Here is a 15,669-nt window from a genome sequence, read left to right as displayed (position 1 = left end):
CCATCCTGAAACGCCGTTCATCTTTTCGACTTTGCCGGTTTTGGTTGTTGGCCCCGATCAGGCATGATTGAGGGGATAACCGCAAAAAGGGGGGCACGCCGCCATGAAACGTTCCAGGACCACCGCACTGCTGCTGATGAGCGCCGCACCGCTGCTGTTCACCGCCTGCTCCAAGCAGGAAGGCGTGCAGACGCAGGAAGGGCTTTACACCTCGGTGGAGGCCTGTACCGAAGCCACCGGCGACCCCTCCAGCTGCCGTACCGCCTTTGCCGAAGCGCAGAAGCAGTCGGCCGACGCGGCGCCCAAGTACGCTTCGCGTGCCGAATGCGAAGCCGATTACCCGGCCGAGCAGTGCAAACAGCAGACCACCTCCACCGGCCATTCGTTCATCGGGCCGATGATGATGGGCTTCTTCATGTCGCAGATGCTCAGCAACCGTGGCGCCGGCCTGGCGCAGGCTCCGGCGGCATCGCCGGCGTACCAGGACAAGGCCAACGGCTGGGCGCGTCCGGCCCCGGGCGGCAGTGGTGGCCTCAACACCGCCAGCGGCATCGGCGCCGGCAAGGCCGGCCTGGCCCCGGTCAACGCCACCCCGAACCGCGCCGTGACCGCCAGCCGTGGCGGCTTCGGCAATACCAGCAGCAGCCGCAGCAGCTACGGCGGTTGATCCAATGAAGCGTGTGCGTATCGACGAGCGCAGCCAGTGGCGCGCTCGTGCGGCCGAGTCCGGCTTCCGCTTCCACACCATCGACGGGCTGCCGTACTGGGATGAAACCGCGTACTACGCGTTCACCCTGCGCCAGATCGAAAACGACATCGAAGACCCCAGCGCCCAGCTGCATGCCATGGCGATGGACCTGGTCGACGAGGTGGTGCGCAGCGAACAGCTGATGGACCAGCTGGCGATTCCGCCGGCCTTCCGCGACTGGATCGCCGACAGCTGGCGCCGCCGCGAGCCGCACCTGTACGGCCGCTTGGACTTCGCCTATGACGGCACCGGCCCGGCCAAGCTCTACGAGCTCAATTACGACACGCCGACCTCGCTGTTCGAAGCCTCGTTCTTCCAGTGGCAATGGCTGGAAGACCAGCGCAACCAGAACCGCCTGCCGCCGCAGGCCGACCAGTTCAACGCGATCCATGAAGCGCTGGTGGAGCGGTTTGCCGAACTGAGCGCGCAGCTGCCGCCGCCGCTGTACTTCAGCGCGGTAGGCAGTTCGGAGGAAGACCAGGGCACCGTGGACTACCTGCGCGACTGCGCGGCCCAGGCCGGGTTGCGCGGCGAGGCGATCGCGATCGAAGACATCGGCCTGTCCGAAGATGGCCGCTTCACCGCGCTGGACGACACGGTCATTGGCAGCCTGTTCAAGCTGTACCCGCTGGAAGACCTGATGACCGAATCGTTCGGCCAGGCGCTGCCCAGCTCCGGCGTGCAGCTGCTGGAACCGGCGTGGAAGGCCATCCTCAGCAACAAGGGCGTGCTGCCGCTGCTGTGGCAGCGCCACCGGGGCCACCCCAACCTGCTCGCGGCCGAGTTCGACGACGGCAGCGCATTGCCCGCGGGTTGGGTGCGCAAGCCGCTGTTCTCGCGCGAAGGTGCGAACGTGGCCATGCATCTGGCCGACGGCAGCTGGCAGGAGAGCGAAGGCCCGTACACCGGTCCGGCGATCCGCCAGGCCGCGCACCCGCTCACCGCGTTCGACGGCGGCTACCCGCTGATCGGCAGCTGGGTGGTCGGCGACCACGCCTGTGGCATGGGTATCCGCGAAGACGACAGCCGGATCACCCGCGACAGCGCCCGCTTCGTACCGCACGCGATCATCGACGAAGCGCCAACGCGCATCTTTGTTTGATTGCGGGCCGGGCAGAGCCCGGCTCTACGGGTAGTGCCGGGCTCTGCCCGGCAGGTCTCACAGCAACCCGTCGCGCTTCACCGCCAGATACCGCTCCACAAGCGCTCCCGGCAACGCATCCGCCGTCACATCCAGCACCATCACCCGGTGACTGCGCAGCGCCTCATGCGCGTCATTGCGCTGCTGCAGGTAACGCGCGATCGCACCCGCCTGCACCGCGTCCTGCAGCGTTTCCACCTCCTGCTCCAGCGCCGCGTCCAGCTCGCGCTCGCGCAGGCTGGCCACGCACACCAGGTGCTGGCGCTGCAGCAGGCGTACCGCCACCAGCAGGTCTTCGATGTCTTCGTCGCGCACGTTGGTGACCAGCATCACCAATGAACGTCGGCGCTGGCGCAGGCTGAGTTCGGTAGCCGCCGCCAGGTAGTCGGTGGCCACCGGCTGCGCCTGCAGGTCGTAGCTGGCGCGCAGCAGCGCGTCGATCGCGCCCATGCCGCGCTGTGGTGCCACCCAGCGGCTTTCGCCCCCGGCCGCAAACAGGCCCACCCCGTCGCCCTGGCGCAGCGCCAGGTAGGACACCACCAGCGACGCGTTGAGCACGTGGTCGAAATGCGAAATGCCACCTTCGCTGGCCATCATCCGTCGGCCGGTGTCGATCATCAGCACCAGCTGCTGGTTCTTCTCGTCCTGGTACTCGCGCGAGACCAGCTTGCGCGCGCGTGAGGTCGCCTTCCAGTCGATCTGGCGCAGGCTGTCGCCGATGCGGTATTCGCGCATCTGGTGGAAGTCGGTGCCTTCACCGCGCCGCCGCTTGAGGTGCGCGCCGACCAGCCGCGAGGCCTGTTCGGCGCTGAACAATGCGAAGCGGGTCAGCGGCGCGAAGTTGGGGTACACACGCACGGTCAGCGCCGGCGGCAACACGCGCCGCTGGCGCCACAGCCGCCACGGTGCATGCACGCGCAGGTGCACGCCTTCGAAGGCGAAGCGACCACGCGCGGTCGGCGTGAGCGTGTACTCCACGCTGCTGGCCACCAGCGGCTTGAGCGTGAGCGCACGCGGCAGGCCCTGCAGCGTCCACGCACCCGGCACCAGGTCGAACACGTCCACGCGCTGGCGGCGGCTGGATTCAAACCGCAGCGTGGTGCGCCGTTCCACGTTCAGCGCCAGCGCCTCAGGCAGCTCGCGCTGCACGGTTGGCGAAGGCAGCCCGCGCAACCGCAACAGGTCGATCAGCGCCAACACCGCGATCGCAGCGGCGGTGGCCTGCCACGCCCACAGGGGCAGCAACCCGAACGCCACCGGCAGGCCGAGCAGTCCCCAGCCCACCAGCAACGCCAGCAGCAGCGGGCCTGGCCTCATTTGCGCGGCGCTTCCACCTTGGCCAGCAACGCGGTCAGTGCATCGTCGGCCGACTGGCCCTCGATCTGCAGCTCCGGGGCCAGCGCAATGCGATGGCGCAGCGCCGGGCGGGCCACTTCGCGCACGTCATCGGGAGTGACGAAGTCGCGCCCGGCCAGGACCGCCTGCGCGCGCGCCGCACGCACCAGCGCGATGCTGCCGCGCGGACCGGCGCCCAGTGCGATGCCGGGGAAGTGGCGGGTGGCGGCGACGATGCGCACCGCATAGTCCACCACCTCCGGATCCACCGTGATCGCCGCGGTGGCCTGCTGCAGCGCGATCACCTCGGCGGCGTTGAGCACGCGCGGCACCTGCGACAGGTCGAAGTCGGACGCGCTGCGCCCGGTGGTGATCGCGTCCACCATGCGCTTCTCGTCCTCCAGCGCCGGGTAGTCGATGATCACCTTGAGCAGGAAGCGGTCCAGCTGCGCTTCGGGCAGGGGGTAGGTGCCTTCCTGCTCCACCGGGTTCTGCGTGGCCAGTGCCAGGAACGGCGGGCTCAGCACGAAGGCCTTGCCTTCGATGGTGACCTGGCCTTCCTGCATCACTTCCAGCAGCGCCGACTGGGTCTTGGCCGGGGCGCGGTTGATCTCGTCGGCCAGCAGCAGGTTGGTGAACACCGGGCCGCGCCGGATCTTGAAGCTTTCCGACTTCGGGTCGTACACCGCATGCCCGCTGACGTCGCTGGGCATCAGGTCGGGGGTGAACTGCACGCGGCCATAGTCCAGCTCCAGCGCCTGCGCCAATGCACGCACCAGCAGGGTCTTGCCCAGCCCGGGTACGCCTTCGATCAGCACGTGGCCACCGGCCAGCAGCGCGATCAGGATCTGGTCGAGCACCTCGGCCTGGCCGATGAAGGCGCGGCCGACGGCCTCGCGCACGGCATCGACACGCTCGACCAGGCTCTGGCCGGTCAGCGCGGGAAGGGACAGCGGCGGCGGAACGGTCGGCTCGGTCATAGCAGGTTTCTCATCTGGATCAGCAGGCGGATGCGGTCACGCAGGGCCGCGACATCCTTCGATGCCGGTACCTGCAGGGCGGTCTGGACGCGGGTGTATGGCCACTGCAGCAGGGTGGCGATGGCGTGCACCTGCGCGTCGCCGCTCAACGCGGCGGCGGTCGGCGCGCGCCGACGCAGGCGCGCGAGGAACGCGCGGCGCACGGCGTCGTACAGCAGCGGCGCCTTGCCATAGCGCAGCAGGTGTTCGCCGCTGCCACGCACGTGTTCGAGCAGCGAGCGGCGTTCGGTGGCCGGCGCCGGCAGTTCGCTGCCCAGCCGCTGCGCGCGTTGCCACAGCCAGCCGAGCAGCGCCAGCAGCAGCGGCACCCACACCGGCCAGCCCTGGTAGAAGATGCGCGACCACAGGGTCGGCGGACGCGAGCCGTAGATCAGCCACACCGTGCCCTTGCCGTAGTTGGGCTCAAGCAGGTAGCGGGTCAGGTCTCGGTGGGCCGTGTCGTGCAGGCCGTCGGCCAGGCTGTCCTTGGGGTCGTCCGCGGTGAAGCTGCGCGGCGTGCCCTTCAGGAACTCCATGTCCGACAGCACATCGATGGTGCCGGCCCCTTTGCGCAGCCGGACGAACACCAGGCCGTCGTCGTCGCCCCACTCGCGTTCCACGCGGATGCCCTGCGGCGGGTCGATGCCGAAACGCAGCCCTGCGCAGAACTCGGAGTGCCCCGGGTCGTCGGCCACATGGAACGGCTTGCACACGCCCTCGTAGTACTCGGTGTCCACGCCCAATGCATCCAGCAGCGGGCCCTGCGCGGCGTCCTCGCCCCGGTAGGGCACGGAGGTGCGCAGCAGCAGATGGCCACCGCGCTCGACCCAGGCCAGCAGGGCCTGCGCGGTGGGCGCGGGCACGTCGACACTGTCCTGCAGCAACAGCACCGTGTCGGCCGGCGCGAGCTGCATGCGCGGCAGGTCGATGCGCGGACTGCTATGCGTGGTGAGTCCGTCGGCGCGCAGCGCCTGACCCAGCACGTACAACGGGTTGTAACTGGCCTCGCCCTGCGGCGGCAGGTGTTCGGTGTGGGTCACTTTTTCGTGCGTGCGCAGGAACACGATCGACAGCGGCACGCCGATCGCCAGCAGCACGCCCAGCACCAGCAGCCAGCGCAGGCGGGCGCTCATGCGCGCCACCGGAACTGCGACTGCAGGGTGCTGGCCAGGTTCTCGAAGTCATCCGGCTCGGGCAGGCGCCCGGCGTAGGCCGCGTACTGCCAGACCCGCACCACGCGTGCGAACAGCGTGCGGTCGGCTTCGTCGGGCATGCGTCGCGACGCACGCAGGCACTGCGATTCGGTCGCGCCCGGCGGCAGCACCACCCCGGCGCGTTCGCTCATCGACTCCACGCTGGCGCGGTACAGCAGGGCCAGCGCCTGGCGTGGGCGGCCCTGCTGCCACAGGTCGCGCGCGCGCGCGGCCGGATCCGGCGGAATCACCTCGGGCAGTTCCACCGCTTCTTCCACCACCGCGCCTTCCGTTCGGCGTCGGCGCGTGCCGGTGCCGCGCAACCAGCGAATCCACCAGGGGGAGGTGACCAGCAGGAACAGCACCAGCGCGCCGACCAGACCCCACAGCAGCCATTCGGCGATCTGCGCCGGCAGGCGCGGACCCTTGGCGAATGGGTTGGCATCCTTGTTCCGGTCCTTCCCGCGCTTTTCCTTTTCCTTCTCCGCATCGCTCTGCGTGCGTTCCCAGCGACTGACCTCGCGGGTGGGCGTCACCAGCGGATCCTCATAGGCGCGCTGCACGGCCTGGCGGAAGCCGGCGGTGTCGGGCGTGCCACCGAAAATGACCGCCGGGGTGTTGGACGGATCGTCAGCCGGTACGTCTTCGGGAATGCCTTCATCGTCCGCGTCCGCGTCGGCATCTTCATGGAAGCCGTCCGGCGTCCCGCAGCTGGGTGCCTCATCGGACGCCTGCGCATGCAGCGCACCCATCGGCCAGCACAGCACCAGGGCCAGCACCAGCAATGGCGCCGCCTGCTGCAGGCGTTCGCGCAGGCCGCGGAAGGCGATCTCCACGTCCCAGGCTTCCATTTCGGTACGACGGTTGAGGTACAGCGCGAAGCCGGCCCCGGCGTAGAACGGCCCGATCAAGGTGGCCGCCAGCCAGAACAGGAAATTCACCCCCAGCTTCGCCCAGGCCGGCATGTCCTGGCGCACCATCTCCCAGGCCGCGCGCCAGGAATCGGAGAGCAGCTCCAGCGGCACGAACAGGAAGATCGCCGCGATGCAGCCGCTGACGACGACCAGCTCGAACACCATGCACATGGACGTGAGCAGCACCGCGTGTCCGAACGTGCCGCCCAGCACCGCGCGGCGCCGCACGCTGCGCTGTGCGGCATCGCTGCCTTCCAGCAGGTTCACCGGCAACAGCAGGGAGCGGAACGGGCTGAAGCGGCGCCAGCCCAGGTAGCCCCAGAAGCCGCGCCAGCCCCAGTGGCGCTGCGCGCGCAAGGTCTGCAGCGGGCGTGGCTCCTCGCCGAACACGCCGCGCGACATCACATACAGTGCGATCCGGTCGGAGATCGGCTTGAGCCACCACATCAGCAGCCAGGCCCAACCGAACGCATCGGCCCACCAGGCCGCGGCGTTGACCAGCGCGAACAGCGGCAGCGACACGCACACCAGCGGCAGCCAGATCGCGCGCGCATGGCGGCGCACCAGTGCGGTGCCCAGTTCCATCGCTTCCCATTCCGAGCGCGCGCGCAGGGTGACGTTGAGCTGGTCAATCCGCATCGCCGGCTCCGCGTCCACCGCGCCACAGCCACACCAGCACCCCCATCCACAACACGGCGGCCACGCTGTACTTGCCCCACGCGGGGACTTCGGCAATGGACGACCAGAACGCTTCGATGAAGGCGGCCACCAACAGCATCGCCGCCACCCCCAGGCACAGGCGTGCGCCGATGCGGCCACCGTCGACCAGCGCGTCGATGCGTCGGCGCCGTCCGGGCGCCAGCAGCTTCATGCCCAGCTGCAGGCCGGCACCGCCGGCGATCACGATGGCGGTCAGCTCGAATGCACCGTGGCCGACCACGAAGCGCCAGAACGGGTCGCCGTGGCCGATGTGCTGCAGGTGGCCGGCAGCGGCGCCGATGGTGAGCCCGTTGAACAGCAGCACCAGCACCGTGCCCAGTCCTGCCAGCAGGCCGCTGGCGAAGGTGCGCAGGCCGATGCTGATGTTGTTCATGATGTAGTAGCCGAACATCATCCAGTCGGTACCGCTGTCCCGCCCCAGGTGCGGCGAGGACGGGTCGTACATGCGTTCCATCGAGGCGATCTGCGCGTTGTCCATCAGCAGGTGGACCAGTTCCGGGTGCCACTGCAGCAGCGCGAAGCTGCCCACCAGCGGCAGCACGAACAGCGCGGTGGCCACCCACATGCTGCGCGCCTGGCTGCGTACCAGCTGCGGGAAATCAGCCAGCAGGAATTCCAGCGCACGCCGCCAGCGCGGGGGCGGCGTGCGGTAGAGCACGCCGTGGCCCTGCTGCATCAACAGCTGCAGGCGCGCCACCAGCTGCGGGCTGTAGCCGCGCCGGCGGGCCAGCGCCAACTGCTGGCACAGGCGCCGGTAGCGTTGCGGAAAATCTTCGTCGTTGAGCGTGGTCGGGTCCAGGGTGTTGCGCGCGTGCCGCGCACGGTCGCCACGCAGCGCGAACCAACGCTCCAATGCCTGCCACTCGGCCTGGTACCGGGCCACGAACTGTTCCTGCCTCATCGGCGCCCCAGCAGCCAGTTGGCCATGGCATACAGGCGCAGCACGCCGACCTGGCCCTGGCCGCCGCTGATCGGTGCGGCCACTGCGGCCAGTTCCTGCTGGCGCGGGCCGGACAGGCGCGGCGCGCGTTCGGCGAAGGCGATGATGGCGGCCTGTTCGGCCGGCTGCAGCGGCTGCGGCGGGGCCAGCACGGTGTCGATGGCCACGCTGCCCGAGAGCGGCCGGGCGCTGTCGTGCACGACCACGGTGCCGGCCACCAGGTCGCCGAGGCGGCGCCCGTTGCGGTCGAACAGGCTCGACAGCAGCCCCAGTGCATAGGCGAACGGCAGCATGTCCACGGTGCGCAGCAGGTTGCGGGTGATGGCCGCCATCCAGCCGATCGGCGCGCCGTCCTGCGCGACCACGCGCAGCCCCAGCACGCGCTTGCCCAGGGTGCGGCCCCACAGGGCTTCCTGCACGATGGTGTAGGCCCACATCAGCAGGAACATCAGGCCCAGGTACAGGCCTTGGCCGAACTCGCCCAGCACGGTGAGCGGAATGCTGAGCAGCATCAGCGCGCCGACACGGATCACGAAGTCGATCGCCCAGGCCAGCGCGCGCGGCACCGGGCCGGCGGCGGGCAGGTGCAGGGGCACGCCTTCGGGCGTGATCACTTCACGGTAGGTATCCAGCATGGGCGCGCTCATGCGCACACGTCACTCCGGACGGCTGCCAACGGCATGCGGTTCTCGACGGCTTCCTGGGTCGGGTGTCGACTGTACCGCGCGCCGCTCACATTCCCAAATACTTGTCCTTCAAGCGCACGTAGTGGTCGGCCGAGTAGTGCAGCGACTCGATCTCCTGGGCGCTGAGCGTGCGCACCGGGCGCGCCGGGTTGCCCACCCACAATTCGCCTTCGCCGACCACCTTGCCCGGCCCGATCACCGCGCCGGCCCCGACGAAGCTGTGCCGGCTGACCGTGGCCCCGTCCAGGATGCAGGCGCCCATGCCGATCAGGCTGTACTCGCCGATGGTGCAGGCGTGGATGATGGTGCCATGGCCCACGGTGACCCCTTCGCCGATCAGGGTCGGGTAGCCGCCCTTGTTGTACGGGCTGTGGTGGCTGACATGGATGATGGTGCCGTCCTGGATGTTGCTGCGCGCGCCGATCCGCACATGGTTGACGTCGCCACGGATCACCGTGCCGGGCCACACCGACACGTCGTCGCCCAGCACCACGTCACCGATGATGGTGCAGGCCGGGTCGATATAGGCGCGTTCGCCGACGACGGGGAAGGTGTCAAGAAAAGGACGAAGAGAAACCATGGGAAAAATTCCGGTAGAGCCACGCCCTGCGTGGCTGAAGCAATCAATCAGGCGACGCGACTACGCCGCGCGCGCTCCAGATGCACCAGCAGCAGCGAAATCGCCGCCGGGGTCATGCCCGGAATCCGCTGTGCCTGCCCAATGGTCTGCGGCCGCACCCGCTCCAGCTTCTGCTGCACCTCCGCCGAGAGCCCGCGCACGCCCGCGTAATCGAAGCCGGCGTCGATGGCGGTGTTCTCATGCCGCTGCTGGCGCTCGATCTCCTCGCGCTGGCGGTCCAGGTAACCGGCGTACTTCACGCCGATCTCCACTTGCTCGGCCACCTTCGCATCGTCCACGCCCGGGCCCAGCGAGGGCACCTGCATCAGCTTGGCGTAGTCCAGTTCGGGGCGCTTGATCAGGTCCAGCACGTTGGTTTCGCGGCTCACCGCCACGCCCAGCGTCGCTTCCACTTCACGACCCAGCGCATTGGCCGGGGTCGCCCACAGCGCACGCAGGCGCGCCGACTCCTGCGCCACCGCCTCCTGCTTGGCCTGGAACGCAGCCCAGCGGCGGTCGTCGACCACGCCCAGCCCACGACCGATCCCGGTCAGGCGCACGTCGGCGTTGTCTTCGCGCAGCTGCAGCCGGTACTCGGCGCGGCTGGTGAACATGCGGTACGGCTCGGTGGTGCCGTGGGTGATCAGGTCATCGACCAGCACGCCCAGGTAGGCCTCGTCGCGGCGCGGGCACCAGCCCGCTTCGTCGCGCACGTGGCGCGCGGCGTTCAAGCCGGCCAGCAGGCCCTGCGCGGCGGCTTCTTCATAGCCGGTGGTGCCGTTGATCTGGCCGGCGAAGAACAGCCCCGACACCGCCTTGGTTTCCAGCGTGTTGTTCAGTCCGCGCGGATCGAAGAAGTCGTATTCGATGGCGTAACCCGGGCGGGTGATGTGCGCGTTCTCGAAACCGCGGATGCTGCGCACCAGTGCCAGTTGCACATCGAACGGCAGCGAGGTGGAAATGCCGTTGGGGTAGATCTCCACCACGTCCAACCCTTCGGGTTCGACGAAGATCTGGTGGCTGGTCTTTTCGGCAAAGCGCACCACCTTGTCTTCGATCGACGGGCAGTAGCGCGGGCCGATGCCTTCGATCTGCCCGCTGTACAGCGGCGAGCGGTGCAGCGCGCTGCGGATGATCTCGTGGGTGTGCTCGCTGGTGTGGGTGATCCAGCAGCTCACCTGCTGCGGGTGCTCGTCCACGCTGCCCAGGAACGACATCACCGGGCGCGGATCGTCGCCGGGCTGCTCCTCCATCACGCTGTAGTCCAGCGAGCGGCCATCGATGCGCGGGGGCGTGCCGGTCTTGAGCCGGTCGATCGCGAACGGGCGCTCGCGCAGGCGTGCAGCCAACGTGGTGGCCGGCGGGTCGCCCATGCGGCCGGCGGCGTACTGGGTCTGGCCGACATGGATCTTGCCGGCCAGGAAGGTGCCGGCGGTCAGCACCACCGCCGGTGCGTTGAACTGCAGCCCAGTCTGGGTGATCACACCGCGCACCGCGTCGCCTTCAATGACCAGGTCGTCCACCGCGGCCTGGAACACGGTGAGGTTCGGCTGGGCCTCGACCATGCCGCGGATGGCCATGCGGTACAGGTTGCGGTCGGCCTGGCAGCGGGTGGCGCGCACGGCCGGGCCCTTGGACGCATTGAGCGTGCGCCACTGGATGCCGGCACGATCCGCGGCATGCGCCATGGCGCCGCCGAGGGCGTCGATCTCCTTGACCAGATGGCCCTTGCCGATCCCGCCGATGGCCGGGTTGCAGCTCATCGCGCCGATGGTTTCCACGTTGTGGGTCAGCAGCAGGGTGCGTACGCCACTGCGGGCAGCCGCCAGCGCGGCTTCGGTGCCGGCATGGCCGCCGCCGATCACGATGACGTCGTAGCCGTAGAAAGAATCGGTCATGGGGTGCTCGGAGCGGGGCCGGAACGGCCCGGATCAGCCCTGGGGCAGGGCGCGGGTGACAATTTTAGCGCCGTTCCGGGCGCTTCCCTGAATGGGGGCATGCAAAAAAATCCGCACCTGACCCTCAAGTTGGCACGTTATCTGCAGATAACCCAATAGCACCCAGGATGGCAGGCGCCGTCAGGCGCTACGGATCGGAATTGGAACAGGGGCTGATCCATGCGCATCCCGGGGAAGCAGAGGGGCCGGCAGTCGGGGGACTGTCGGCCCTGTTTTTTTTTGTCCCGCTTACGCCCGTAAAGCAGAAGGCCCCGCCATTGGCGGGGCCTTCTGCTTTGTAGGTGCCGACATCCGACAGGGCCGGAACAGGGGGGATCCAGATGTTCCTGTCGGATATCGACGTAGAGCTCAATGTGACGCCCGTGGTCGTTTTTGTCACTTTTCGACCGAGGTCGTCACTGCCTGCCTAGAGTGGACTGCCAGCCGGGTGAAAATCAAGCGGTCTCCGCACTCTTGTGTGCGCTGGTTCAACTTATTCACGTTCCGAGCGCTGGTTCAACTTGTTCATGTTCCGCCACGGCGAGCCATTGTTCCGCTGCTGCGGCGGATTCGGCCGGGACTGCGGCACGCTGGGCGGGCGCTGCTGCTGGACCTGCTGCGGCGGACGATCCGGACGCTGCGGGCGGCCCACCGAGTCCATGTTCCGCCACGGCGAGCCGCCGTTGTACGGCGGGCGCGGACGGTCCGGCGGACGCACCTGGCCGCCATTGCCGTTGCCGGGACGCGGCGGCGGGCGATGGTTGTGCGGCGGGCGGTAGTTCGGATACGGACGGTAGATCGGGTAGTTGTAATAGCCACCGTAGCCGCCATAGCCGTAGTAGCCACCGCCACCGTAGTAACCGCTGCCGTAGCCGTACGGATAGCCGGCCGGGTAGCGGTACTCCACCGACGGCGCACCGTGGTAGTAGCCGCTGCCACCACCGCCGCCGCCCACGTAGTCGTAGGTCGCGCAGCCGGACAGGGCCAACAACAGGCCGCCGGCGAACATCAGGCGCATCTTCATGATTCGAGTCCCCCCTAGGGTAGGTGTCCAGCTTCGGGCCGGGGCATTGAATCGGCCCTTAACTCGGGCCGGTGCGGATGAACCGTTGCCGTTTCATCCGTTAATCTTGTGTCATGACCGATTCATCCCTGCCCTGCGTCGATGACCTGTTGGCCGCCGCCGCGCGGATCGCGCCGCATGCCAGCGTAACCCCGGTGCTGCAGTCGCGCGCGCTGGACGCGTTGAGCGGCGCACGGCTGGCGTTCAAGGCCGAACATCTGCAGCGTGGCGGCGCGTTCAAGTTCCGCGGCGCCTGCAATGCGGTCTGGGCCCTGCCCGAGACGGTCGCCGCGCGCGGCGTGGTCACGCATTCCTCGGGTAATCACGGTGCCGCGCTTGCGTTGGCCGCGCGCACCCGGGGCATTGCCTGCCACGTGGTGGTGCCCGCCGGCGCGGTCGCGGCCAAGCTGGCCAATATCGAACGCCACGGGGCCACCTTGTGGCGCTGCACGCCCAGCATCGCCGCACGTGAGGCGATGTGCGCCCAGGTTGAAGCCGACACCGGTGCGACGCTGGTGCATCCCTATGCCGACGCGCGGGTGATCGCCGGGCAGGGCACCGCCGCGTTGGAGCTGATCGGCAGCCACGGACCCTTCGACACCCTGGTGGTGCCGGTGGGCGGTGGCGGGCTGGCGGCCGGCACCCGGTTGGCACTCCAGGCGGCCGCTCCGAATGCCCGGCTGGTACTGGCCGAACCGGCTGGCGCGGCCGATACCGCACGTTCGCTGGCCGCAGGCGCGCTGCGCCTGGATTTCGTCCCTGACACGATCTGCGACGGCCTGCGCGGCACCCTGGGTGCGCCCAACTTCGCGCTGCTGCACGGCGCGGCCGACGTGGTCGTGGTGGATGACGCGGCGACCGTGGCGGCCATGCGCCTGCTCTGGCAGGTGCTCAAGCAGGTGGTGGAACCTTCATCGGCCATCGCACTGGCCGCGATCCTGGCCGAACCGGCGCGCTTTGCCGGGCAGCGGGTCGGCGTTGTGCTGTCCGGCGGCAATGTCGACCTTGACGCGCTGCCATGGGCGCTGGCATGACCCGGCGCCACCGGGTCGGACTGGCCGGCTGGCTGTGGCGGTTGTGCCTGCTGCTGGCGGCGTGGCTGCTGTGCGTGACCGCGTGGATCGTCTGGGTCGGTGAGCGCGACCAGGCGGCGAAGGCCGACGCGATCATCGTGCTGGGCGCTGCCGCCTACGACGCCAAGCCCTCGCCGGTGTTCGAAGAGCGCATCCGACATGGTTTGGACCTGTACCACCAGGGCTATGCGCCACTGCTGATCTTCACCGGCGGCTATGGCGGCACTGGAGCGCGTTTTTCCGAATCGCAGGTGGCGCGCCGCTATGCGCTGAAGCAGGGCGTGCCGGAAAACGCGATCCTGATCGAAACCGCGTCGCGCACCACCCGGCAGAACCTGGTGGAAGCGCAGCGCCTGATGGAGAAGCGCAAGCTGCACCGGGTGATCATCGTCAGCGACCCGCTGCACATGGCGCGCGCGCTGCGCTTGGCGCGAGAGCTCGGGATCGATGCGCTGGCCTCGTCAACGCCTAGCACGCGCTTCCGCAGTTTCCACACCAGCTGGAAGTTCCTGGCGCAGGAGATCTATTTCTTCCACCGCGACATGATCTCGACCGGGGCCTGATCAGGTCGTCCTGCGACGGATCGGAATGGCCGACACCGGCACCGTGGCGACGTCATGTCCGTGCTCCCTGATCGGCGCGCCGGCTTCGGGCGCCCACGCATGCGCGTAGATCACTTCCCAGCTGCTCGGCAACGTGCCGTCTTCGCGGCGCAGCGGTTCGTAGGCGGCGCGCGCGGCGGCGAAACGGCCACGCCCGGTCAAGGTGTGGCGGCGGTCCTGGCGCGCGTTGGTGGCGCCGATCGCGCGCAGCTCGCGCATCAACGCGTCCATGTCCTTGTAGGTCAGGGTGAACAGGTCGCGGTCCAGCACCGGGTCGCGGAACCCGGACATCATCAGCGCGTCGCCAAACTGCGCGATCGGCGGGAAGCGGCTCACATGCGGGACGTCGTCGGCGCTGGCGAACGCGTCGCGCAGTTCGATCAGCGTTTCCGGCCCGAAGGTCGAACACACCAGCAGCCCGCCCGGCTTGAGCGCGCGGCGGAAGCCAGCGAACACCGCCGGCAGGTCGTCCACCCACTGCAGGCACAGGTTGCTGTAGATCACGTCAACGCTCTGGTCCAGCAGCGGCAACGCGCGCGCGTCGCCGCACACGCGCGAGAACGGCTTCCACCAACCGGCCTGCTTCTTCGACTCGCGCAGCATCGGCAGGGCCATGTCCAGCGCGATCACCTGCGCCTTCGGCCAGCGCTTCTTCATTGCCGCGCTCGCATGCCCGGTGCCGCTGCCAACGTCCAGCACCACCTCCGGCTGCCGCGCTTCCAGGTAATCCAGCGACTCGAGCAGGCGCTTTTCGACCTCGCGCTGCAGGGCAGCGGCGGCGTCGTAACTGGTGGCGGCACGCGAGAACGCGCGGCGGACATGCTGGGGATCGAAGTCGGTGGTCATGCAAGGCTCACTGCGGAAAGCAACTGCGGAAAACAGGAAGGTACGGGTCAGAACGTGCCAGGGTAGGCGCCGCCGTCGATCAGCAGGTTCTGCCCGGTGATGTAGCCGGCCTGCGCGCTGCACAGGAATGCACAGGCCGCGCCGAATTCGTCGGCCCTGCCGAAGCGGCCGGCGGGAATATGGGTGCGCTTGCGTTCGGCGATCTGCCCGGCGTCGACGCCCTGCTGCTGCGCCATGTAGGCGAAATTGCCGCGCAGGCGGTCGGTATCGAACTGGCCGGGCAGCAGGTTGTTGAGGGTCACGTTGTGGGCCACGGTGCGCCGCGCCAGCCCGGCCACGAAACCGGTCAGGCCCGATCGCGCACCGTTGGACAGCGCCAGGATGTCGATCGGTGCCTTCACCGACGACGAGGTGATGTTGACCACGCGGCCGAAGCCGCGCTCGATCATGCCGTCCACGGTGGCGCGGATCAGCGCGATCGGCGCCAGCATGTTCGCGTCCAGCGCCGCGATCCAGTCCGCGCGTTCGAACTGGCGGAAGTCGCCGGCCGGCGGGCCGCCGGCATTGGTGACCAGGATGTCCACCTGCGGGCAGGCCGCCAGTGCGGCGGCGCGGCCGGCGTCGGTGGTGACGTCGGCGACCACGGTGACCACCTTGCCGGCACCGGGAAGCGCCCGCAGTTCCGCACCCGCTTGTTCCAGTGCCTGTTCACCGCGTGCGGCGATCACCACGTTCACCCCTTCGCGGGCGAGTGCGCGGGCGCAGCCCAGGCCCAATCCCTTGCTGGCGGCGCAGACGAGGGCCCAGCGGCCGGCAATTCCAAGGTCCATGGC

The 15,669-nt window shown here is 68.9% G+C and carries 15 protein-coding genes; 4 read left to right on the top strand and 11 right to left on the bottom strand.

Annotated features, from left to right (window positions below):
- Positions 1-103: 103 nt before the first annotated feature.
- Positions 104-667 carry a DUF1190 domain-containing protein gene (locus PDM28_RS18165; protein WP_102946268.1) on the top strand — a complete coding sequence of 188 codons (564 nt, stop codon included), beginning with the start codon at positions 104-106 and terminating at the stop codon, positions 665-667.
- A 4-nt stretch (positions 668-671) separates the two neighbouring features.
- The gene (locus tag PDM28_RS18160; RefSeq protein ID WP_311183117.1) at positions 672-1,850 is read left to right on the top strand and encodes a glutathionylspermidine synthase family protein; all 1,179 of its coding nucleotides are present in this window, start codon (positions 672-674) and stop codon (positions 1,848-1,850) included.
- A gap of 57 nt (positions 1,851-1,907) precedes the next feature.
- Here PDM28_RS18160 and PDM28_RS18155 read toward each other — a convergent pair whose 3' ends face one another.
- The 9 genes from PDM28_RS18155 to PDM28_RS18115 form a co-directional block, all read right to left on the bottom strand.
- A complete protein-coding gene (locus PDM28_RS18155; RefSeq protein WP_311183116.1) occupies positions 1,908-3,206 on the bottom strand; it encodes a DUF58 domain-containing protein in 1,299 nt (432 codons plus the stop codon).
- Positions 3,203-4,204, bottom strand: a complete 1,002-nt coding sequence (locus tag PDM28_RS18150) for an AAA family ATPase (protein WP_311183115.1) — start codon at positions 4,202-4,204, stop codon at positions 3,203-3,205. The genes PDM28_RS18155 and PDM28_RS18150 overlap by 4 nt, the downstream gene beginning before the upstream one ends.
- Positions 4,201-5,376: a DUF4350 domain-containing protein gene (locus tag PDM28_RS18145; RefSeq protein ID WP_311183114.1), complete on the bottom strand. Its 1,176-nt coding sequence runs from the start codon at positions 5,374-5,376 to the stop codon at positions 4,201-4,203. Before PDM28_RS18145 ends, PDM28_RS18150 begins: the two co-directional genes overlap by 4 nt.
- A complete protein-coding gene (locus tag PDM28_RS18140; RefSeq protein WP_311183113.1) occupies positions 5,373-6,989 on the bottom strand; it encodes a DUF4129 domain-containing protein in 1,617 nt (538 codons plus the stop codon). Before PDM28_RS18140 ends, PDM28_RS18145 begins: the two co-directional genes overlap by 4 nt.
- Positions 6,979-7,971 (bottom strand): stage II sporulation protein M, encoded by a 993-nt coding sequence (locus PDM28_RS18135; RefSeq protein ID WP_311183112.1) that lies wholly within the window; start codon positions 7,969-7,971, stop codon positions 6,979-6,981. The genes PDM28_RS18140 and PDM28_RS18135 overlap by 11 nt, the downstream gene beginning before the upstream one ends.
- Entirely contained in the window at positions 7,968-8,657 is a 690-nt protein-coding gene (locus PDM28_RS18130; RefSeq protein WP_311183111.1) for an RDD family protein, read from the bottom strand. Before PDM28_RS18130 ends, PDM28_RS18135 begins: the two co-directional genes overlap by 4 nt.
- Positions 8,658-8,742: 85 nt before the next feature.
- Positions 8,743-9,276 (bottom strand): gamma carbonic anhydrase family protein, encoded by a 534-nt coding sequence (locus PDM28_RS18125; RefSeq protein WP_311183110.1) that lies wholly within the window; start codon positions 9,274-9,276, stop codon positions 8,743-8,745.
- A gap of 47 nt (positions 9,277-9,323) precedes the next feature.
- Positions 9,324-11,213, bottom strand: a complete 1,890-nt coding sequence (gene mnmG / locus PDM28_RS18120) for a tRNA uridine-5-carboxymethylaminomethyl(34) synthesis enzyme MnmG (protein WP_311183109.1) — start codon at positions 11,211-11,213, stop codon at positions 9,324-9,326.
- A 532-nt stretch (positions 11,214-11,745) separates the two neighbouring features.
- Positions 11,746-12,276: a hypothetical protein gene (locus PDM28_RS18115; RefSeq protein WP_311183108.1), complete on the bottom strand. Its 531-nt coding sequence runs from the start codon at positions 12,274-12,276 to the stop codon at positions 11,746-11,748.
- 113 nt (positions 12,277-12,389) lie between these two features.
- On the opposite strand from PDM28_RS18115, the gene PDM28_RS18110 reads away from it, so the two are divergent.
- Both PDM28_RS18110 and PDM28_RS18105 read left to right on the top strand, forming a co-directional pair.
- Entirely contained in the window at positions 12,390-13,349 is a 960-nt protein-coding gene (locus PDM28_RS18110; RefSeq protein WP_311183107.1) for a pyridoxal-phosphate dependent enzyme, read from the top strand.
- Positions 13,334-13,951: a YdcF family protein gene (locus tag PDM28_RS18105; protein WP_311183106.1), complete on the top strand. Its 618-nt coding sequence runs from the start codon at positions 13,334-13,336 to the stop codon at positions 13,949-13,951. The genes PDM28_RS18110 and PDM28_RS18105 overlap by 16 nt, the downstream gene beginning before the upstream one ends.
- On the opposite strand, the gene bioC is transcribed toward PDM28_RS18105, so the two are convergent.
- Positions 13,952-14,836 carry a malonyl-ACP O-methyltransferase BioC gene (bioC, locus tag PDM28_RS18100; RefSeq protein ID WP_311183105.1) on the bottom strand — a complete coding sequence of 295 codons (885 nt, stop codon included), beginning with the start codon at positions 14,834-14,836 and terminating at the stop codon, positions 13,952-13,954.
- Between the two features lie 47 nt (positions 14,837-14,883).
- Positions 14,884-15,666 (bottom strand): SDR family oxidoreductase, encoded by a 783-nt coding sequence (locus PDM28_RS18095; protein WP_311183104.1) that lies wholly within the window; start codon positions 15,664-15,666, stop codon positions 14,884-14,886.
- Positions 15,667-15,669: the final 3 nt, after the last annotated feature.

It is taken from the genome of Stenotrophomonas aracearum, assembly GCF_031834615.1.
GTDB classification, from domain to species: Bacteria; Pseudomonadota; Gammaproteobacteria; order Xanthomonadales; family Xanthomonadaceae; genus Stenotrophomonas; species Stenotrophomonas aracearum.
The sequence above is the reverse complement of the archived record's forward strand: the minus strand, read 5'-3'. Positions and strand labels throughout refer to the sequence as shown.